At 60.2% G+C, this 21,167-nt stretch carries 14 protein-coding genes; 4 read left to right on the top strand and 10 right to left on the bottom strand.

Features of this window, described 5'->3' with window-relative positions; all coding sequences use genetic code 11:
• The first annotated feature begins 70 nt into the window (after positions 1 to 70).
• The 3 genes from QQJ86_RS22315 (at position 71) to QQJ86_RS22325 (ending at position 2,895) form a co-directional block, all read left to right on the top strand.
• The gene (locus QQJ86_RS22315; RefSeq protein WP_284323181.1) at positions 71 to 931 is read left to right on the top strand and encodes an extracellular solute-binding protein; all 861 of its coding nucleotides are present in this window, start codon (positions 71 to 73) and stop codon (positions 929 to 931) included.
• A gap of 219 nt (positions 932 to 1,150) precedes the next feature.
• On the top strand, positions 1,151 to 1,918 hold the full coding sequence (locus QQJ86_RS22320) for an ABC transporter permease subunit (protein ID WP_284323182.1): 768 nt from the start codon (positions 1,151 to 1,153) through the stop codon (positions 1,916 to 1,918).
• Entirely contained in the window at positions 1,918 to 2,895 is a 978-nt protein-coding gene (locus QQJ86_RS22325) for an ABC transporter ATP-binding protein (RefSeq protein WP_284323183.1), read from the top strand. Before QQJ86_RS22320 ends, QQJ86_RS22325 begins: the two co-directional genes overlap by 1 nt.
• A gap of 76 nt (positions 2,896 to 2,971) precedes the next feature.
• On the opposite strand, the gene QQJ86_RS22330 is transcribed toward QQJ86_RS22325, so the two are convergent.
• From QQJ86_RS22330 to QQJ86_RS22375, 10 genes are all read right to left on the bottom strand, one after another.
• Positions 2,972 to 3,205 carry a formate dehydrogenase subunit delta gene (locus QQJ86_RS22330; protein ID WP_284323184.1) on the bottom strand — a complete coding sequence of 78 codons (234 nt, stop codon included), beginning with the start codon at positions 3,203 to 3,205 and terminating at the stop codon, positions 2,972 to 2,974.
• Complete coding sequence (gene fdhD, locus QQJ86_RS22335) at positions 3,202 to 4,044, bottom strand: formate dehydrogenase accessory sulfurtransferase FdhD (protein ID WP_284323185.1); 843 nt, start codon at positions 4,042 to 4,044, stop codon at positions 3,202 to 3,204. The genes QQJ86_RS22330 and fdhD overlap by 4 nt, the downstream gene beginning before the upstream one ends.
• Positions 4,025 to 6,904, bottom strand: coding sequence for a formate dehydrogenase subunit alpha (gene fdhF / locus QQJ86_RS22340; RefSeq protein ID WP_284323186.1), 2,880 nt, complete (start codon positions 6,902 to 6,904; stop codon positions 4,025 to 4,027). The genes fdhD and fdhF overlap by 20 nt, the downstream gene beginning before the upstream one ends.
• 137 nt (positions 6,905 to 7,041) lie before the next feature.
• Positions 7,042 to 8,628 carry a formate dehydrogenase beta subunit gene (locus QQJ86_RS22345; RefSeq protein WP_284323187.1) on the bottom strand — a complete coding sequence of 529 codons (1,587 nt, stop codon included), beginning with the start codon at positions 8,626 to 8,628 and terminating at the stop codon, positions 7,042 to 7,044.
• Positions 8,625 to 9,125, bottom strand: a complete 501-nt coding sequence (locus tag QQJ86_RS22350; RefSeq protein ID WP_284323188.1) for a formate dehydrogenase subunit gamma — start codon at positions 9,123 to 9,125, stop codon at positions 8,625 to 8,627. The genes QQJ86_RS22345 and QQJ86_RS22350 overlap by 4 nt, the downstream gene beginning before the upstream one ends.
• 191 nt (positions 9,126 to 9,316) lie before the next feature.
• Positions 9,317 to 10,960, bottom strand: coding sequence for an OFA family MFS transporter (locus tag QQJ86_RS22355; protein WP_284323189.1), 1,644 nt, complete (start codon positions 10,958 to 10,960; stop codon positions 9,317 to 9,319).
• 330 nt (positions 10,961 to 11,290) lie between these two features.
• Positions 11,291 to 11,632 carry a helix-turn-helix transcriptional regulator gene (locus tag QQJ86_RS22360; protein ID WP_284323190.1) on the bottom strand — a complete coding sequence of 114 codons (342 nt, stop codon included), beginning with the start codon at positions 11,630 to 11,632 and terminating at the stop codon, positions 11,291 to 11,293.
• Entirely contained in the window at positions 11,629 to 11,952 is a 324-nt protein-coding gene (locus tag QQJ86_RS22365) for a type II toxin-antitoxin system RelE/ParE family toxin (RefSeq protein ID WP_284323191.1), read from the bottom strand. Before QQJ86_RS22365 ends, QQJ86_RS22360 begins: the two co-directional genes overlap by 4 nt.
• 258 nt (positions 11,953 to 12,210) lie before the next feature.
• A complete protein-coding gene (locus QQJ86_RS22370) occupies positions 12,211 to 15,435 on the bottom strand; it encodes a WD40/YVTN/BNR-like repeat-containing protein (protein WP_284323192.1) in 3,225 nt (1,074 codons plus the stop codon).
• Between the two features lie 198 nt (positions 15,436 to 15,633).
• Positions 15,634 to 17,805, bottom strand: coding sequence for a TonB-dependent receptor family protein (locus tag QQJ86_RS22375; protein WP_284323193.1), 2,172 nt, complete (start codon positions 17,803 to 17,805; stop codon positions 15,634 to 15,636).
• 225 nt (positions 17,806 to 18,030) lie between these two features.
• Here QQJ86_RS22375 and QQJ86_RS22380 point away from each other — a divergent pair, with 225 nt between their 5' ends.
• The gene (locus QQJ86_RS22380; RefSeq protein ID WP_284323194.1) at positions 18,031 to 21,150 is read left to right on the top strand and encodes a WD40/YVTN/BNR-like repeat-containing protein; all 3,120 of its coding nucleotides are present in this window, start codon (positions 18,031 to 18,033) and stop codon (positions 21,148 to 21,150) included.
• Positions 21,151 to 21,167: the final 17 nt, after the last annotated feature.

A 21,167-nucleotide genomic window follows, 5' to 3' on the forward strand; every position in this document is an offset into this window, starting at 1 on the left:
GAATGACGGCAAGGGAAAAGTAGACTTCAAAAGACCCTGCATGGCGTTCTTAGCGCTGGTGTTGAGCATAATGGGGACGACAGCCTTTGCGCAGACCAACCCCGTGTTGCGCATCGCCTACGCCGGCTCCATGGGCGTAGTCATGGACAACGCTGCCGGTCCCGCTTTCACCAAAACTCACCAAGCCACTTATCAAGGCATCGGCCAAGGCTCCTACGCATTGGCACGATTGCTTGCCGCGCATCAACTGCAGGCGGATGTGTTCGTCACCATCACGCCCGGACCCATGGAAGTGCTCAAGCAGGCCGGGTTGGTCATCGGCGCCGTGCCGGTGGCCAGCACACAGATGGTGGTCGTCTACAGTCCGCATAGCCGCTTTGCCGCCGATTTCGCTGCCGCGTCGCGCGGAGAAAAGAAGTGGTACGAGGTGCTAAGCCAACAAGGCGTGCGCCTGGGTCGCACGGATCCGGCGATCGATCCGCAGGGCGCAAACGTGTTGCTGACTCTGCAGTTGGCCGCGGATTACTACCACCAGCCTGATCTGCTGAAAACCATCGCCGGTGCACCGCAGAATCCTTCGCAGATCTTCACTGAGCCGTCCTTGATGTCGAGGCTTGAAGCGGGTCAGATCGATGCAGCCATCGGCTATGCAAGCGCTGCGCAATCGCATCATCTACCGACGATTGCACTGCCCGGCGAGATCAATCTCGGCAATCCGGAGTTGCAGAAGTCGTGGTACGACCGCGCTTCCATTGCGCTGGACAATGGCAAGACATTACGCGTGCAGTCGCTGGTGTTCTATGCCGGCGTGCTGATCAATGCACAGCAGCTTCAGCTTGGGCATGATTTCGTGACTTTCCTGCAAGGGCCGCAAGGACAGGCGCTGTTTCGCGAGCATGGATACAGTGCGCCGCGTGGGAATGGGTTGTGATTGCGTTGATGCGAAACCTCGCGAAAACATTGCACCCTCTCCCCTCCGGGGAGAGGGTTGGGGTGAGGGGCCAAGGCTTGCGGAGAACGTCCGCTGTGTACGTGATGGCCACTAAAGTTTCTATCGCATGATCCAGCATCTGGCGAGGCTGCCCCCTCACCCCAGCCCTCTCCCCGGAGGGGAGAGGGAGTCGTTACGGCAAGCTCGAGAGTTGTACGCATGAGCCATCGTCCAATGCGCCTGCCTGCACTTGCCAGCTTCCTGACGCTACTCCTGCTCGCCGCACCCTTCATCGACCTCGCCTTCGTCACCTCATGGCACAGCTTCGGCTTCACCGAAGGTGACGGGAGCGCCATCGTCGTATCACTTTGCTACAGCCTGCTCGCGCTGATCCTGATCATCGCGCTGGGCACGCCGCTGGCCTGGTGGCTGGCGCGTCATCGCGTGCGCGGTTTGTGGCTGGTCGATGCATTGCTGCTACTCGCCCTGCTCACGCCCCCCCTGGCGATGGGTCTGCTGTTGGCTTCCATCTACGGTCCTTATGGAGCGGCCGGCAGCCTGCTGGAACACGCAGGGTTGGTGCTTACCAATTCCGGCCCTGCATTCGTGCTGGCGCAGTTCTACAGCGCTCTGCCCTATTACGTGATCGCTGCACGCGCCGCGTTTGAAGGCGTGCCGCGCGAATTGGAACAGATCGCGCTTACGCTCGGTCACTCGCCATGGCGCAGTTTTTTGCATGTCAGCTTGCCGCTGGCGCGATTGGGGTTGGCAGCCGCCATTGCACTGGCCTGGGTGCGCGCGCTGGGTGAATTCGGCGCAGTGTTGATCGTGGCGTATTACCCGCAAGGTATTCCGGTAAAGCTGTGGGTGAACTTGCAGAACATCGGCCTCGGCGCGGTGTATCCGTTGCTGTGGGCATTTTTCCTGATCGCCATGCCGCTACCGCTTGTGCTTGGCCTGGCCGCTCGCCGCAGGCACTTGATCTGATGCGTGTCGATTACCATATCGAGCAGCCTATTGCTTTGCATGCCGCCTTCGATGTCGAAGGCTTCACGGTATTACTTGGTACTAGCGGTGAAGGCAAATCGCTGTTGTTGCGCGCCATTGCCGGGCTTACACCGGCGCGCGGTGAACCATTCGACGGAATGGATGCTCAACACCGTGCCGTAGGCTATTTGCCGCAAGGGTATGCGTTGTTTCCCCACCTCAATGCATGGCAGAACGTGGCGTTTGCATTGCGTGGCTCACAGCGGCGAGCACAAGCCATGCAATTGCTGGAGCGCGTGCATATGGCGGAGTTCGCCGAACGCTATCCGGCCACGCTATCGGGCGGACAACAGCAACGCGTGGCATTGGCCCGCGCACTGGCGCGCAGACCGCAGTTGCTGCTGCTGGATGAGCCTACTTCGGCGCTCGATCCCGTCACGCGCGACGACGTCATCGCCGAATTGATCGGCGAAGTGCACGAGTTCGGCATTCCCGCTTTGGCCGTGAGTCATGACCCACACTTGGCCGCCGTTGCGGACCGGTTGGTGTTGATGCATGGGCGACGCGTCATCCAGATCGGTTCACCGGCCGAGGTTTATGCGAATCCGGTGAATGGCGCGGCGGCACGATTGCTTGGGCATCGCAATGTGCATCGCGGGCGGATCGAAGCTGCGAAGCTGGTGTGGCCGGACGGTGGTATGGCCTTTGCCATCGATGGTCGCGTCGGTGCGGATATGAACGTTGATTGGACCATCGATCCGGAGGCGATTCGCGTGGTGGATGTGCGTGATGGTTTGTCGGACGTCATCGATGCATCGATCGAGGTGCGTCAGGTGATCGGACGTGTTACGCAGTTGGGGTTGCGATGCGGGCGTGGGCGACTATGGGTGTCGGTGCCTCAAGATAAGGCGATTCCGGAATCGGTAGCTTTGCAATTACCCGCTGAAGCAATTCGCTGGTGGGAGAGGGATACGTAGGTTGGGGTGCAAACCCCAACATCGCGATGTATGTGTGCATGGCAATGTTGGGGTTTGCACCCCAACCTACAAAAGCTCATGCACGCAGCTTGCTATCAATCTCCACCAACCGCTCAACCCCTTTCTTTGCCAGCGGCTCCAACCCAGCACCACCCGCCGCCAGATGCGCTGCAATCTGCTTGCGCATACCCGGCTCCCAGAACCGCTTCAAATGATCGGCCACACCTGCCGCGCCAACCACCTGATCCGGCTCGGAGGCAAAGTAGCGGCCGATGTCATTGGCCATCGCGACCAGGCGTTCGATATTCATGCAGTAGCTCCTGCAGCGTGAAGCAGCCGCTGCGGGTGAGTGTAGACGACGTAACTGCCCGGTCGCGCAAAACCGACCAGGGTCATACGCGTGCTTTCGGCCAAGTGAATCGCCAGCGCTGTCGGCGCGGAGATCGCGGCCATCAGGGTGATGCCGGCGCTGGCCGCCTTGGTCACCATTTCATAGCTGGCACGGCTGGTGACGAGCAGAAAACCGCGCTCCGCATCGATGTGTGCCTTGACCATCGCGCCAATCAGTTTGTCCAGCGCGTTGTGGCGACCGACGTCTTCGCGCACCAGCACGATGGCGCCGTCGACATCGACCCATGCCGCTGCATGTACTGAACCCGTAGCGCTATTCACCGGTTGCGCAGCCTGCAGTGATTCGAGCGCACGTTGCAACGCAGGTGCTTCGATACGCAACCCAGTGCCTACGGGTGCGGGATGACGCACCGCGTCTTCCAGCATGCGCGCACCGCACAGTCCGCAACCGCTGCGGCCGGGCAACAGGCGTTCGCCACCGTTACCAGCGCGCTGCTCGACTTTATCGGAAGCCACCTGCATCGCCAGTTCGATGCCTTCCAGGCGCGTGCGCACTTCGACGGTTTGCAAGTCCGCGGGCTTTGCCACCAGACCTTCGCTAAGCGAGAAGCCCAGTGCGAAATCTTCCAGGTCCAGCGGCGTCACCATCATCACGGCGAAGGGTACGTCGTTGTAAACCATCGCCACAGGCACTTCTTCGGTGATGGCATCGCTGGTGTATTCGTGTTCGCCGTGCCGATAGCGGTCGACGCGGCGAGTCACGTAGCCAACGCCCTGATCAGGAAGTTTCGGCTGCATCCAGCAACGCCTTCTGCGCTTGAGAAAAGGCTTCGTAACGCTTCTGCCAGGCCGATGGCTGGTTGACGCGCGTTACTTGCACCGCTGTCACCTTGTATTCGGGGCAGTTGGTAGCCCAGTCCGAATTCTCTGTGGTGATGACGTTGGCGCCGGAGCCAGGAAAATGGAAGGTGGTATAGACCACGCCCGGTTGCATGCGCTCGGAAATGCGCGCGCGCAACACGGTTTGGCCGGCACGGCTTTCGATGCCGACCCAATCACCCTCATTGATGCCACGCTCCTCCGCATCATGCGGATGGATTTCCAACCGATCCTCCTCATGCCACGCCACGTTGGCGGTGCGGCGCGTCTGTGCGCCCACGTTGTACTGGCTGAGGATGCGGCCGGTCGTAAGAATCAATGGATGGGTTGCGTTGACCTTTTCCGAGGTCGGCACGTATTCGGTGAGCATGAAGCGGCCCTTGCCGCGCACGAACTCGTCCACGTGCATCACGGGCGTGCCTTCCGGATGCTGTTCATTGCATGGCCACTGGATGGAGCCCAGCTGGTCGATCTTATCGAAGCTCACGCCATGGAACGTGGGTGTGAGCCGCGCGATCTCATCCATGATCTCGGACGGATGCCGGTAGTTCATGGGATACCCCATGGCATTGGCCAGCAGCTGGGTGACCTCCCAATCCGCATAACCGCTCTTGGGCTCCATTACCTTGCACACGCGCGAAATGCGGCGCTCGGCGTTGGTGAAGGTGCCGTCCTTTTCCAGGAACGAACAGCCGGGCAGGAACACGTGCGCGAACTTGGCCGTTTCGTTGAGAAACAGATCCTGCACCACCACGCATTCCATCGCCTCCAGTGCGGCGGTGACGTGCTGCGTATTCGGATCGGATTGCGCGATGTCCTCGCCTTCGATGTACAAACCCTTGAAGCTGCCGTCGATGGCTGCTTCGAACATGTTGGGAATGCGCAGACCCGGTTCGTCGTGCAGATGCACGCCCCAAGCTGCTTCGAACGATGCACGCACGGTAGCATCACCTACGTGGCGATAACCTGGGAATTCATGCGGGAACGAACCCATGTCACACGAACCCTGCACGTTGTTCTGCCCGCGCAGCGGATTCACGCCCACGCCTTCGCGGCCGATGTTGCCGGTAGCCATGGCAAGGTTCGCGATGCCCATTACAGCCGTAGAGCCTTGCGAGTGCTCGGTCACGCCCAGGCCGTAGTAGATGGCCGCGTTGCCACCGGTGGCATACAAGCGTGCTGCGCTACGGATCAGTGCCGCGGGTACACCGGTTTCGGCTTCGGTCGCTTCGGGGCTGTGCTTCTCCAATGCGACGAATGTGCGCCATTTTTCGAAGGCTTCGGGCTCGCAACGTACAGTGACAAAAGCTTCGTCGACCAGCCCTTCGGTCACGATCACGTAAGCCAGCGCATTGAGCACGGCCACGTTGGTGCCCGGCTTGAGCTTGAGATGGTAATCGGCCGTGATGTGCGGCGTGCGCACCAGATCGATGCGGCGCGGATCGACCACGATCAGCTTGGCACCCGCACGCAGACGACGCTTCATCTGCGAACCGAACACCGGATGCGCGTCGGTGGGATTGGCGCCGATCACCAACACGACGTCGGTGTATTCGATGGAATCGAAATCCTGGGTACCGGCCGACTCGCCCATCGTCGCCTTCAGTCCATAACCGGTAGGCGAATGACAGACGCGCGCACAGGTATCCACATTGTTGTTGCCGAAGCCAGCGCGAACCAGCTTCTGTACCAGATAGGTTTCTTCGTTCGTGCAGCGTGAGGACGTAATGCCGCCGACGGAGAACTTGCCATACGTGCCCTGCAGCCGCTTGAACTCGCTGGCGACATGCGCGATCGCCTCGTCCCAGCTCGCGATGCGCCACGGGTCGGTGATCTTCTTGCGGATCATCGGCGTATTGATGCGATCCGGATGCGTGGCATAGCCGATCGCGAAACGCCCCTTCACACAGGAATGCCCATGATTGGCGTGGCCATCCTTGTTCGGCACCATGCGCACGATTTCCTCACCCTTCATCTCGGCGCGGAAGCTGCAGCCGACGCCGCAATAGGCGCAGGTAGTGATCACGCTATGTTCGGCCTGACCGCGTTCGATCAACGTATTTTCCGACAGCGTGGCGGTGGGGCAAGCCTGCACGCAGGCGCCGCAGGACACGCATTCGGAATCGAGGAAGGCATTGTTCTGGCTGGCCGATACTTTCGATTCGAAGCCGCGCCCTTGAATGGTGAGCGCAAAGGTACCCTGTACTTCCTCGCAGGCGCGCACGCAGCGCGAGCAGACGATGCACTTGGAAGGGTCGAAGGTGAAGTAAGGATTGGATTCGTCCTTAGCCACGAAATGCGGATTGACTTCGCCATCCTTAGTTTTCGCGAAGACATGATTCTCACCGTCGTAGCCGTAACGCACTTCGCGCAAGCCGACGACGCCCGCCATATCCTGCAGTTCGCAATGACCATTGGCGGGACAGGTCAAGCAATCCAGCGGGTGATCAGAGATGTACAGCTCCATCACGCCACGACGGATCTCCGCCAGCTTAGTGGTCTGCGTACTGACCTTCATGCCCTCCGTGACCGGCGTGGTGCACGAAGCGGGATAACCCTTGCGCCCTTCAATCTCCACCAGGCACAAACGGCAGGAACCGAACGCCTCCAGCATGTCGGTGGCGCACAGCTTCGGGATATTGATGCCAGCCTGCGAGGCAGCGCGCATCACGGACGTACCTTCCGGCACGCGAATACTGCGGCCATCGATTTCCAGCGTGACGTGCTTGTCCGTTTTGACAGCGGGCGTACCGCGGTCGATTTCGACGATGGACAGCATGATGAAGCTACCTCCTCAGCGAGACGTAGCCCCTCCCCCCTTCGGGGAGAGGGGTTGGGGTGAGGGGCCAAGGCTTGCCGGAAACACCAACCAAGCAGCTGCCCACACCTACAGAACCTTGCGGCAAGATTTTCCCCTCACCCTACCCTCTCCCCAAAGGGGAGAGGGTTCAAAAGCGAGGGAGCCGAACGGTCAAAATCCTCATGAAAATGATCCAACGCACTCAGCACCGGAAACGGCGCCATGCCACCCAGCGCACATAGCGAGCCGGCCACCATGGTCTGACACAGATCGCGCAACAGCACTTCATTGCGCGCACGCTCCGCCATGTCACCGGCAATGATGCGATCGATCACCTCCACACCACGCGTCGAACCAATACGGCACGGTGTGCATTTGCCGCAGGACTCGATCGCACAGAATTCCATCGCGAAACGCGCCTGTGCGGCCATGTCCACCGTATCGTCGAACACCACTACGCCGCCGTGACCCACCATGCCGCCGATTGCCGCAAAGGCTTCGTAGTCGATCGGCGTATCCAGCTGTGACGCAGGAATATAAGCACCCAACGGACCGCCCACTTGCACGGCGCGCACTGGGCGACCGCTGGCGGTGCCGCCGCCGTACTCCTCGATAAGCTCACGCAGCGTGACGCCGAATGCGCGCTCCACCAATCCCGTCCGCTTCACATTGCCGGCGAGCTGCAACGGCAGCGTGCCACGCGAGCGACCCATGCCGTAATCGCGATAGAACGCTGCACCACGATCAAGAATGATCGGCACGGTCGCCAGCGTGATCACGTTGTTGATCACCGTAGGCTTGCCGAACAATCCCTGGATGGCTGGCAGCGGTGGCTTGAAGCGCACCTGCCCGCGCTTGCCTTCCAGGCTTTCCAGCAATGAGGTTTCCTCACCGCATATGTAAGCGCCGGCGGCCATGCGTACTTCCAGATGGAAGGCTTTGCCGCTACCACAGATATTGTCGCCGAGATAACCACGCGCCTTGGCCGCTTCGATCGCCGCTTCCAACGCGCGCTGCGCATGCGGGTATTCGATGCGTAGATAGATATAACCATGCGTTGCGCCGACGGCCAGTCCTGCGATGCTCATGCCTTCGATCAGCACGAACGGGTCGCCTTCCATGATCATGCGATCGGAGAACGTGCCCGAATCGCCTTCGTCGGCATTGCAGACGATGTATTTCTGATCGGCTGCGGCGTCCAGACAAGTTTTCCATTTGATGCCAGCCGGAAACGCTGCACCACCACGGCCACGCAAGCCGGAATCCGTCACCGCCTGTACGATAGCCGCTGGCTCCATCTTCAAGGCCGCGGCAAGGCCGCGATAACCGTCGTGCGCGAGGTAATCGTCGAGGCTGCGCGGATCGATGATGCCCATGCGTGCGAAGGTAAGGCGCTGCTGGGATTTCAGCCAAGAGATGTCTTCGGTGAGTCCCAACTTCAATACATCTTCGCCACCATGCAGAAAATGGGCGTCAAACAAACCCATCACATCGGTAGGCTGTACTGGACCGTAAGCGACGCGGCCTGCCGATGTTTCCACTTCAACCATCGGTTCCAGCCAGTACAAACCACGCGAACCATTGCGCACGATGCGTACATCTAGATTGCGCGACGCGGCTTCTGCCCCGATGGCCTTGGCAACGGCATCTGCACCCAGCGACAAGGCGCTGGCATCGCGCGGGACGTAGACGGTAATGCTCATTTCGCCTCCGACAGCAGCCAAGCGTCGAAGCTTTCGGGCGTCACGCGGCCCTTCAGTTCATCATCGACCATCATGGCGGGCGAACATGCGCAATTGCCCAGGCAGTAGACGGGCTCCAGCGTCCATGCACCATCCGTCGTGGTTTCGTGAAAATCCACGCCCAGCCGTTGCTTCACGTGTTGCTCCAGTTTCGCTGCACCCATCGACTGGCACGATTCCGCACGACAGAGATAAATGACGCGCTTGCCCGCCGGACGCGTGCGGAAAAAGTGATAGAACGACACTACACCGTGCACGTCAGCGCGTGACAGGTTCATCTCGCGCGCGATCAGCGGAATGACTTCCTCAGGCACGTAGCCCAAGGAAGCCTGTACGCCATGCAGAATGGGAAGTAATGCGCCAGGTTGGTCCTTCAGCCGGGCAGTCACATCGAGTACGGCGTCGCGGACCTTGTCATCGATCGGCGGCAACGATGCGACGTTTTTAGCGGGTTTCATAACAAGTAAGTCCTTACCGGAGGGCTGCCCCCTCCCCTGCTTGGCAGGGGAGGGTTGGGGTGGGGTTGCACGAGCTTGCGGCATAACTCGAATCTATCGCGAGGTCGCTTCACCCCACCCCAGCCCTCCCCTACTGCACGTAGGGGAGGGAGCGGATATCGCACAGCCGAACATCAAAACCATCGAACACCTCAAAACAGCGCGGCAGCCTTGCTAAGCGCAATCCACACGCCGATCAGGAACGGAATGCCAACCAGCGCCCAGGCGACGATACCTACGATGCCAAACCCACCGCGCGCCGCCTGATCGGCGTTCGCCACGACATGAGGCGCTTCGTGCTGCAGCGAGCGCTCGCGTGCCAGTTCCTCTTCGGTCATATGGTGCTCTTCCTTGACCGGCCTGACCATTAAATTGGCGATAAGGCCAACCAGCAGCAAGCCGGCCAGAATGTAGAGCGTGCGGTCATAGACCAGATTCTTGGCGACGCCAGCGTTCAATTGCGCCTCGCGTATTGCCGCGATCAGGAACGGCCCCGCAACGCCCGCCACCGACCACGCCGTCAGCAGGCGGCCGTGAATGGCACCGACCATTTGTGTACCGAAAATGTCTGCCAGGTAAGCCGGCACCGTGGAGAAGCCACCGCCGTACATCGACATGATCACGCACACGGCGATCACGAATACGCCGGCCAAGCCCATATGCCCCAGCGTCGGCAGACTGCAATACAAAAGGATGCCGAGCACGAAGAACACCACATACGTGGTCTTGCGGCCGATGAAGTCGGACGTGGATGCCCAGAAAATGCGGCCAAGGCTGTTGAACAAGCTGATCAGGCCCACCAGGCCGGCCGCCGCAGCAGCGATCGATGCCTTCTGCGCTGTGGTAAGCACCGTGGCTGCATCGACGCCCAGCAAGCGTCCGCCAAACACCTCCTGGAACATCGGGCTGGCCATGGCAAGCACGCCGATGCCTGCTGTCACGTTCATGCACAACACAACCCAGAGCATCCAGAACTGCGGCGTTTTCCATGCACGGTTCAGATGCACGTGCTTGGTGGTGATCAAACTGTTGGTGGAGGCCGGCGCATTCCATCCGGCCGGCTTCCAGCCACTCGGCGGCACCCGAAAACCGAACGCACCCGCCGACATCGCAATGAAATAGAGCACGCCCATCACCATCAACGTGCTAGCCACGCCAGGTACATCACCGTTGGTAAAGCGCGCCATCAAGGCCACCGCGATCGGCGCACCGATCATCGCTCCACCACCGAAACCCATGATCGCGAAACCGGTCGCGAGGCCGCGGCGATCGGGGAACCACTTGATCAGCGTCGACACCGGCGAAATGTAGCCCAACCCCAGGCCAATGCCGCCCAGCACACCGCAACCAACAAACACCAGCCACAACTGATGCATCGATACGCCGATGCCGCCGATCACCAACCCACCACCCCAGCACAGTGCAGAAATGAAACCCGCCTTGCGCGGCCCGGCATGCTCCAGCCATCCACCCCAGATAGCCGCAGAAATGCCAAGCATGGCGATGAAGGTTTCGAAAATATGCGTAACCGCAGGCACCGTCCAATTGCACGATCCTGCAAACAACTGCGCGAAGAAACCGAGATTCGCGCAACTTGCCGCGCCCGGCACGAGCTTGCTCATTGGCAGCCAGAACACGGAAAAACCATAAGCCATGCCGATGCATAGATGGATGGCCAAGGCAGCAGGCGGCACCAGCCAGCGGTTGAAACGCGGCCCTGCAATCGTGCGTTCCCTCGCCAACCAGCCGGACGCCGTTCCCTTCGACGCCCCTGCATCTTCAGATACCACCGTCATACTCCTCTCCCCCGGTTGACTCGACACAACAAACCGATCGCATCGGCGATGCGACGGACTCTAACGCAAAAGCGTGGAATCGATGATTACAGTTGCGAAATTTTGCTGCTGGGCAGCATGACGCTCGCCTATGGCGCTGTAGTGCGGTGTGTCACAGATTGCCGGCCGGAGGTTGCGTGCTTGATGGGGGCTCGCCGAGATCTGCCAAACGGCAGATAACCCGACACCGAGAAGGCACTACGTAAGTTGCGATCCAATTAGTCAGTTTGATCATCGAGTCATGCGAGAAGCACACATCTCGAAATGTTTCTGCCAGCCCACGCATTGCGGCTAAACAGCCCGATGCCTCTCTTTTCGCTTTACCGCCAGCGTTATGCGGAGCTCGCAACCCACTGCATCGGCATAACGCCGCAGGGTAGCCATCGACGGAGCATGTTTGCGACTGCCTGCACTGGCTTCTAACCGCGCAACCGACGCTTGCGCCACACCCATGCGCTCGGCCACATCCGCCTGTGTCAGCTCAGCACGTTGGCGCGCACGCACCAGTTCGGCCAGCGCCGCAAACTCATCAGCCAGCGCATCATAGGCTGACGCAAAAGCGGGTTCCTTGCGCCAACGCTTGCGCGTAGCCTCAACGTTCAGCGCAACCGGCTCGTATTGTTCGCGCGTCATGCCTTGACCTCCTTCAACCTGGCCCGCGCAACGTCCAGGTCATGCGACGGGGTCTTTTCTGTTTTCTTGATGATGGCGTGCAGGATCACGATGCGCCGTCCCACAATTGAGCAATAGAACGCGCGCCCGATGCCTTCGCGCCCTTTTGCTCGAACCTCGAACAAACCCGCTCCCATCGCCCGCGTGTGAGGCATGCCGATGTCCGGGCCAAGTTCCGCCATCACTTCAACAATGCGCAAGAAATTGGCACGCACACCTGACGGCCAGCCCTCTATGTGAGCTGCGACCTTTGCGTTGTAGTAGCTGATTTGCCATGCCACAAATATAACATCCTTGTTATTAATAAAAAGTCTTCGACCAACTCGAAATTGGAGGACAGAGCATGCGCTCACCTATGCCCCTCCCTGCAATCAGGAAAAGGAGCAAGGTGCTGTGGGTAACGGGAGAGGGAGCTTCGCCTCATCGTCATTGCCGCGAGCGGAGATGCTTTCGCGGAAATGACAGCTTCAGGAGGGAGCAAGACTTTTTGCGAGATTGGCCCTCTCCCCGAAGGGAGAGGGGGCTTGCGTGTCGCTACATTAAGGAATGTCGTCCGAATCAGCCGATGCTTCGGCATGAATCTGATTCGCCGCGGGCACAGTGATCGCCTTGATTCCCGCAGCATGCAGATGGGCGTTCAACGTCGCCAAGTCTGCGCCACGAATCGATTGCCATTGCGAGGTCGCTTTGTCGAGATTCGTTTTGAATTGCGCGAACGCCTGCCGCTGCCCATCCGTTGGCGCACGATCAGCACCTTCCAGATCGGAGGCGATGGCGGTGAGCGCATCGTTCATCGCTTCGAGGTTGGTGGACATTTCGCCGTCGCCGGAGACAAGCGGACCGGTTTTCTTGCGGAAAGCTTCGATCTCGTCATGCTGGGATTTGTGGCTGGCGTCGTCGCCGAGTTTTTTCTCGGCTTCATCGAGCTGGTTGCGTACGGCATCCACTTCGCCGTGGGTTTGCCAGACTTGCTGCAACGCTGCACCAACTTCGCGTGAGAAGGCGAGGCCTTCGGTGAGTGCGTTTTGATCGATGGATACGCGCGGGTCTGCCACGACGTTCAGCGGCGCGCGGTAGGACTTGCCGTCGACAGTGAGCACAACCTGGTATTTACCAGGCAGTGCAAGCGGGCCTTCCGGGGTGAGCGGCGTGTCGGAGTCCCACGTGGCTGCGATGCTGTAGCCGTACTGCAAGGCTTGCGGACGCGGATAACGCAGGTTCCACACGAATCGATGCGCACCGGCACTAGTGCCCAGCATTTCCGGTGAGCCTAGCCACCCTTTCTGGAAATAGCGTTCCGCTGGGAGATTTTCTGGCTTGTCAGCGCTGGAGAAATGGCGGACCACTTTGCCGTCGCCATCGAGAATATCCAGCGTGACGGTCTTCGCCGCACTCGCCAATTGATAATCGATGACCGCGCCGGCAGGCGGGTTCTTGCCCAGCGGCTCGTCGGGCGGCAGTGGTGTGTCTTTGTTTTCGTTGGCGCGCACACGCACGGCATCGGCAGGTGTGTAGAGCACGGTCTTGCGTGCACCATCAGCAGTGGCTTGGCGCAATGGCGTAATGTCGTCGAGTATCCAGATCGCCCTGCCCTGCGTGCCAGCAATCAGATCGCTGCCGTGAATTGTCAGATCGCGCACCCAAGCGGTGGGCAGATTGCGTTGCAGCGATTGCCAATGCGCGCCGTCATCGAGCGATACGTAGACGCCACGATCGGTACCAGCAAAGAGCAAACCTTCGCGCTGCGTATCGGTACGCACCACGCTTACGAAATCGTCTTCCGGCAAACCGGCTGAGATATCCGTCCAGGTTTTGCCGTAGTCGTGCGTGCGCCACACGTGCGGACGGAAATCGTCCTGGCGATGGTTATCGACAGCCGCATACGCAGTACCCTGCTGAACCGCGGAAAGATCGAGCGAACTGACGATGCCCCAGTTCGGCAGATCCTTCGGTGTAACGTTCTGCCAGCTCTTGCCGCCATTGCGAGTGAGTTGAATGGAACCGTCATCGGTACCGATCCAGATTTCGTCGTTGGTGAAAGGCGAAGGCGCAATGCTGTAGACCACGCCGTAACCGCAATCGCGCGCTTGCTGCGCAGTGGGATTGCCTTTGCAACCTTCGGTAGCACCTTCCTTCTTCGCGCTAAGGTCGGGGCTGATGACCTCCCAATGCTGACCTTGGTCGGTGGTACGGAACAACACCTGCGCACCAAGATAAAGCGCATAAGGTGCCTTGGCAGAAAACGCGATCGGCGTGATCCACGTGTAGTGGTATTTGAAATCCGTGGGACGCATACCGTAGCTGCTTACCGGCCACGCGGTGACGTTCTGCACGACGCCGGTGCGGCGATCCCAGCGCGATACGCGACCGCCAAGTCCAGAGCCGAACACGATGTTGGGATCGTCCGGATACGGCAGATCGTAATCGCGCTCATCGCCGCCAACCGGGCGCCAGTCGCGATAGGAAAGCGCGCCGTAGTCGCTACGGCTGGCGACACCGACCGTGCCCGAATCCTGCTGCCCGGAATAAATCCAATACGGGAACTGATTGTCGGTGGCGAGGTGATAGAACTGGCCGGTCGGCTGGTTGTACCAACTGCTCCAGGTTTTGCCGCCATTGACGGTAACGACGGCACCTTGATCGCCGGCGGCAATCATGCGTTGCGAATCACGCGGGTCGATCCACAAGAAGTGGTAATCATCGCCGCCCGGTGCACCTTTGAAAATTTCCCAATGCTTGCCGCCATCATCAGAGCGGCGGATGGACTGCCCCGCCGAATAAAGGCGATCGCGGTTCTGCGGATCGACGGTGGTACGGCTGAAGTAATCGTTCGGCAGCCAGGATTCATGGCTTACCGCCTGCCACGTGGTACCGCCGTCGTCGGAACGATACAAGCCACTGTCCTTGCCCGGATCGGCGGAATGCACCACGGCGTACACGCGATTGCCGCTTGTAGTGGCAATACCGATGCGCGCCAGCTGGCCGTTCGGCCAACCGTTGCCACTGATGCGCTTCCAGGTGAGGCCGCCGTCAGTGGATTTATAGAGGCCACTCCCAGGTCCGGCATTCGGCTGGAAGTACGATAGCCACGGATAGTTGCGTACTTGCCACGCCGCGGCGTACACGATGCTCGGATTGGACGGATCAGCGGCCAGATCCACTACGCCCGTATCGGCGTCGACGAACAAGGTTTGCTGCCACGTCTTGCCGCCGTCGGTGGAACGATAAACACCACGTTCCTTGTTCGGACCGAAGTAATGGCCGAGCACGCCAACCAGCAGCGTGTTCGCATCATGTGGATCGACCAGGATGCGGCCGATGTGCTTGCTCTCCGTGAGGCCGATGTGCTGCCACGTTTTGCCGGTGTCATCGGAGCGGTACATGCCGTTGCCGGCTGCCACGTCATAGCGTGCAGCAACTTGACCGGAGCCGGCATAGATCACGTTGGGGTTGGATGGCGCCAAGGTGATTGCACCGATGGATGCAGCCGGCATCGTGTCGAAAGTCGGTTGCCAAGTGCGGCCTGCATCCGTCGTTTTCCACACGCCGCCGCCCGCGGTGCCGATGTAGAACGTGTCGGCCTTACCGGGATCGCCCGCGGCCATGGTGGCCCAGCCGCCACGGAAAGGACCTATTTGACGCCATTCAAGCGCGTTGCTTGCGCTGTTCGGTACCGACGGCGTATCTGCGTGCAACGGTGCAACGCCGGCGAGCAGCAATGCAGTAGTGAAGACTGAGAGACGGAGGAGAGAGCGTACGGACATGGATGACTCCCGCTGCAAAGTTAGTGAACCACCCAAGCTCCTTGATGCTTCCTTGCCGTCATTCCCGCGAAAGCGGGAATCCATGTTGCCCTGATGCAAAAAGCAAAGATGGATTCCCGCTTTCGCGGGAATGACGGCCGGGCAAGATGGAGTCGTTCGGGATTATGTTTAGATAGCTGCCCCAACAGAAACGAATGCTTAGTAACTAAGCGCAAAACCCGTGTACCACGTCCGCCCCACTGCCGGCTCCAGCCCATTCTGCCAAACGCGATCAAAGTACCGCCGATCGCCCAGATTGCTGATACCCGCAAGCAAGCGCAACGAATGATTCAACTGCCAGTCCGACGCCACATCCACCACTGTATATGCTGGAATACGCGCCGGCATATAGGTCAGGCCGCTACCGTAGGCCTGATCGGAATCCTGCCAATATTGCGCCGCGGATGAGACTGCGGTCAGACTCAGCTTGACGCGCTCGTTACGCCAGGTGATACCGGTTTTCAGCAGATAATCCGGCGAGAACGCCGGTGTCTTGCCCACCTGCCCCGCAATGCGGCTTGCGGTGAAGCGCGCGTTGAGCAAGCTGACGTTGACGAAGGCTTCCAGGTGCTGACCCTGCGTGGCGTAATTCGTGGGCGCGAAGAAATCGTAATCGAGCTGCCCCTCAAAGCCGCGGCTGCGCGTGTCGCCCGTGTTCACGTAAACGGTGTCGATCGCGTTGATGTACTGCGTTTCCAGGCGATTGCGGAAGTTGATCCAGAACACGCTCACGTCGTAATACAAGCCGGTGACGGGCGCGCCATGCACACCGGCCTCCCACGATACGGAGTTGGAAAGCTGCGCAGCATGCCCTTGCTGGAGGTTGCTGAAAGGCGGTGCAATGTCGAAGAAGCGCAACGGACGCCAGCCTTGCGACACGTTGAAATAGGTTTCGTTGCCGTGACCAAAATCGTTGCCCAGGCCGAGACCGAACAGCGGCTTATGCCGCGCATCAGCTTCATGGATCAGCGGACGCGAAAGGAATGGCGGACGTACCGTTTCATCCACCGCAACGCGTTCGCGTTCCAGGCGCAAGGACGGCACGATGTGAATGCGATGCGGCAGACGGAATACGTTCTCCGCGAACAACGAAGCATATTGCGAGCTGCGGCGCTGGTTCAGTATCTGTGTACCGCTGTGATCATCACGCGCGACGGCAAGGTCTGGCGTGCTCCACTGGCGGAACGGATCGCTGCCATGGAACAAGACCGTGCCGACCGTGAATGCATTGCCCCGCCCCCAGTTTTTGCGCAGGCGCACATCGGTGCCATAGGTGCGGAAGGCTTCGTCCTGCAGTGTGGTGGTGCTCGGCGGTGCCTGCCCGGGCAGTTGTGCTTTCGCTGCACGGCTGACCAGGTCTTGATAGGTGAACCACAGTTTGGCTTCCAGCGACCAGTGATTGCCGAATTCATGCGTGTGGCCCAGCACGAGTTGATCGCGGTTGACCCAGTCGCGGTTGTACGGCGTGGTCACCGTGCGTGGATCATTCTGCCATTGTGTGTAGCTCAACCGTCCCGGATCGCCGGATACGGCGCTGATGGCATGAAAATCGAACCACCACTGCTGGTGATCATCCGGTTTGTAGGCAAGATACAGATCAGCCTGCCGATTCTGCGAGCCGTCGTTTGCGCGCGTGCCGTCGCTGTGCACATAGCCGGTATCGGCACGGAATGCCCACGCGCCTTGGTTGCGCTCGATCACGTTGTAGCTGGAGAACAAACCGTGCTCGCCCACGACGTTCTCGGTGCTCACCGTAAGTGGCGTACCGGGCGCGGGGCGCTTGGATACCAGATTGATCACCGGCGCCGGCTCAGGCCCGTACAGCAGGCTGGAGCCACCGCGGATGAGTTGCACCTCTGACAAGCTTTGCGTGAGCGGAAAGGCATACAGCGTGGGGAAGCCGATCCAGTCGCCCTCCATCGGGATGCCATCCTGCATCACCAGTACGTATTCCGATTCCTGCGGATTGCCGATGCCGCGATAGTTGAAGTTGAACTGCGTGGGCGTGGGTTGCTCGGAAACCACCACGCCCGGCGTGCGTGCCAGCGCCTGGTTGAGGTTGTTGCCGATCACCGTGGGCTGGCTTTCCAGATGCGTGACCGTGGTTTTCTTGGTCACGGTGATCTTGGGGCCGTCCACCTCCGGCATCTGGTATTGCAGCTTGGCTTTGAGGTATTTGCGCCAATCGTCCGCGTGGACCTTCACCATGGGCAGGTTGGTGGGCTTACGGCTATTGACGCCTTGTTGATCGTCGTCCTGCGCGTAGGCCGAGAGGGAAAGCAGCGAAAGCAACAGGCAAAACGGCAACGCGGCGCGGCGCAACGGCGACATGCGACATCCAGGCAACAGTAGGGCAGCCGTGTTTTATCGCGCATAGGCGCGCGTCTGGCTATATGCCATCGGTTTACCCTTTGGGATGCGTGTCTCTAGCGTTACATTGCAGTGACCGCTCCCTCTCCTTTTGTGCAGCATTGCTCCCTCCCCTGCAAGCAGGGGGAGGAGAATGATGTTCCGAAGAGGGCGAAAAACAACACTCCCCGCAAGAGATACCGCCCCGTGCACCTGCGTCGCCTCGCTTTATTCTCCCTCGGCCTATCCACTGCATTCGCTGCCCACGCCACGGTCGATCCCTCGTTGTACCAGGACCTGCACTGGCGCCTGATTGGCCCCTTCCGTGGCGGCCGTGTGTTGGCCGTCAGCGGCATTCCCGGTGATGACCGGCATTTCTATTTCGGTGCGGTCGACGGTGGCGTGTGGAAAACCAATGATGCCGGCCGTACCTGGCAGCCCATTTTCGACGATCAGCATGTGGGCTCGATCGGCGCGCTTGCGGTGGCGCCCTCACGGCAGGACACGGTTTATGTAGGCACCGGCGAAGCCGACATGCGCTCGGATATCGCACACGGCAACGGCATGTACAAGTCCACCGATGGCGGCAAGCACTGGAGCCGCATCGGCCTGGAAGACAGCCGGCAGATCGGGCGCATCCTGATCGATCCGCACAATCCCGATGTGGTGTACGTGGCTGCGCTTGGCCATGCCTATGGCCCGAATGCAGAGCGCGGCGTATTTCGTTCCACCGACGGCGGCCAGCACTGGGAGAAAGTGCTGTTCAAGGACAACGATACCGGTGCGATCGATCTTGCGTTCAAGCCGGATGATCCGAACACGATCTATGCGTCGCTGTGGCAGACGCGCCGGCCGCCGTGGAGCGTGTATCCGCCGTCGAACGGCCCCGGCAGCGGCCTGTATGTCACGCATGATGGCGGTTCGCATTGGACGCAGGTCCAGGGCAATGGTTTTGCCGCGCATCCCGGGCGCATCGGCCTGGCTACCGCGTTGAGTGAACCGAATCGCGTCTATGCGCTGGTCGATGCCGCAGATGGCGAAGGTGGCCTTTATCGTTCCGACGACGGCGGCGCACATTGGAAGCACGTCACCGATGATCAACGCATCTGGCAGCGCGGCTGGTATTTCAATCGCCTCACTGTGGATCCCAAGAACGCCGATCGCGTGTATGTGATGAACACCATCGTGCTGCGCTCGGATGATGGCGGCAAGCAGTTCATGGCGTTGAAAGGTGATCCCACCGGCGATGATTTCCATGAAATGTGGATCGACCCGACCAACTCGAATCGCCAGATTCTCGGCGTCGACCAAGGCACGCTGATCACGCTCAACGGTGGCGCGACCTGGAGCAGCTGGTACAACCAGCCGACGGCGCAGATCTATCACGTCAGCACTGACAATCGTTTCCCGTATTGGGTGTATGGCGCGCAGCAGGATTCTGGCGCGGTCGCACTGCCCAGCCGCAGTGGCAATAGCGACGGCGTGACCATGCAGCAATTCCACGAGATCACCCCCGGCGGCGAAAGCGACATGATCGCGCCCGATCCGGACGATCACGACATCGTCTACGGTGGCCGTGTAGACAAGCTCGACATGCGTACCGAACAGGTGCGCAGTGTCGATCCCACGCTGGCGTATCCCGCTGCGCATTACCGTGCGGCGTGGACGCTGCCGCTGCAATTCTCCAAGCGCGATCACAAAGTGCTGTATTTCGCGAACCAGCGCCTGTTCCGCACCGCCGATGGCGGTGAACACTGGGCACCGATCAGCCCCGACCTCACTCAACCCGATACCGGCGTGCCGGCCAATCTCGATGCAACGACTGCATCCGACGACAGTCACGTCGACAAGCAACGCGGCGTGATCTACACCATTGCGCCCTCCCCGCTCGATGCAAAAGCCCTGTGGGTAGGCACGGATGACGGACTGGTGTGGCGCACCGACGACGAAGGCGCACACTGGAACAATGTGACGCCGACAGCGTTGACGCCCTGGTCGAAAGTGGGCGGCATCGAGGCCTCGCATTTCGGCGCGGATGTCGCCTATCTCGCCATCGATCGCCATCGCCTGGACGACGATGCGCCCTACATCTATCGCACCACCGATGGCGGCAAGAACTGGACACGCATCGACAACGGCATTCCTGCCGACAGCTTCGTCAACGTGGTGCGTGAAGATCCGGTGCGCAAAGGCCTGCTCTACGCTGGCACCGAGAAAGGCATGTACGTCTCGTTCGACGACGGAGCACATTGGCAAGCGCTGCAGCAGAACCTGCCTTCAACATCCGTGCGCGACATCGACGTACACGAGAATGACCTGGTGATCGCTACGCACGGTCGCGGCTTCTGGATCATGGACAACATGACGGCTCTGCGCCAGACGGATGGCACGAGCACCCAAGCCGTTACGCTGTTCAAGCCCGCCGATGCGTACCGCGTACGCCATCCGATGTTCACGGGCACGCCGATGCCGAAGGATGAACCGCTAGCCGCCAATCCGCCGGATGGCGCGATGATCGACTACGCGTTGCCCGAACACGTGAAGGGTCCGGTCACGCTGACGATCTACGACGCGCAGAACAACAAGGTGCATAGCTTCAGCAGCGATGACAAGCCGCCGATGCTCGACCCCGTCAAGCTTGAGTACGCGCCGGAATGGGTGCCTGTTCCCACGCCGATGCTTACCACGGCCGGCATGCATCGCTTCGTTTGGAACCTGCGTTATGCGTCCAAGGGCGAAAACCAGCCGCGCAAGCGTGCAAAGGATGGCGTGTGGGCGCCGCCCGGTAACTACACGGTGGAGCTTATGGTCGATGGCCGCAGCTACAAGCAGCCGTTAGTCGTGAAGGCCGATCCGCGCGTCACCGTGCCGGTGGCCGCCATGCAGCGCGAATTCGAATTGGCCGGCAAGGTGGAAACCGCTACCGCGCAAGCCTCCAAGGCCAGCGCGGAAGCCAAGCAATTGCTGCAAAGCCTGGATGACAGACAAGCACACGCCAGCGGCGCACTTCATGATCAGATCGCGGCGCTGATTGTGCAGGTTTCGGATATCTCTGGCATGCCGCTGCATGCCGATCCGCGCAACACGATGGGCGTACCGCCGCGTCGCACGGATAGCTTGCGTGCTTTGTCTGAGAACTTTGCAAAGCTGCTGAGCGCGGTGGATGATGCCGATGCCGATCCGAGCGCGGATGCGCAGGCTTCATACACCACGTTGACGCAGACGCTGACCAGCACGCTCACTGAGTGGCAGCAGTTGAAGCAGCATGATTTGGCCGCGCTCAATGACAAATTGAAGGCGGCCGGGCAGAAGGCCATTGCGCTGTAGCGCTCATCACCCCTCTC

This window comes from Dyella acidisoli, assembly GCF_030160295.1.
In the GTDB taxonomy this organism is placed as follows: Bacteria; Pseudomonadota; Gammaproteobacteria; order Xanthomonadales; family Rhodanobacteraceae; genus Dyella_B; species Dyella_B acidisoli.

Bases quoted from the DNA above. Each gene is read 5' to 3' on its own strand.
- QQJ86_RS22315 (WP_284323181.1), top strand. From the start codon at position 71: ATGGGGACGACAGCCTTTGCGCAGACCAACCCCGTGTTGCGCATCGCC.
- QQJ86_RS22320 (WP_284323182.1), top strand. From the start codon at position 1,151: ATGAGCCATCGTCCAATGCGCCTGCCTGCACTTGCCAGCTTCCTGACG.
- QQJ86_RS22325 (WP_284323183.1), top strand. From the start codon at position 1,918: ATGCGTGTCGATTACCATATCGAGCAGCCTATTGCTTTGCATGCCGCC.
- QQJ86_RS22330 (WP_284323184.1), bottom strand. From the start codon at position 3,205: ATGAATATCGAACGCCTGGTCGCGATGGCCAATGACATCGGCCGCTAC.
- fdhD (WP_284323185.1), bottom strand. From the start codon at position 4,044: ATGCAGCCGAAACTTCCTGATCAGGGCGTTGGCTACGTGACTCGCCGC.
- fdhF (WP_284323186.1), bottom strand. From the start codon at position 6,904: ATGCTGTCCATCGTCGAAATCGACCGCGGTACGCCCGCTGTCAAAACG.
- QQJ86_RS22345 (WP_284323187.1), bottom strand. From the start codon at position 8,628: ATGAGCATTACCGTCTACGTCCCGCGCGATGCCAGCGCCTTGTCGCTG.
- QQJ86_RS22350 (WP_284323188.1), bottom strand. From the start codon at position 9,125: ATGAAACCCGCTAAAAACGTCGCATCGTTGCCGCCGATCGATGACAAG.
- QQJ86_RS22355 (WP_284323189.1), bottom strand. From the start codon at position 10,960: ATGACGGTGGTATCTGAAGATGCAGGGGCGTCGAAGGGAACGGCGTCC.
- QQJ86_RS22360 (WP_284323190.1), bottom strand. From the start codon at position 11,632: ATGACGCGCGAACAATACGAGCCGGTTGCGCTGAACGTTGAGGCTACG.
- QQJ86_RS22370 (WP_284323192.1), bottom strand. From the start codon at position 15,435: ATGTCCGTACGCTCTCTCCTCCGTCTCTCAGTCTTCACTACTGCATTG.
- QQJ86_RS22375 (WP_284323193.1), bottom strand. From the start codon at position 17,805: ATGTCGCCGTTGCGCCGCGCCGCGTTGCCGTTTTGCCTGTTGCTTTCG.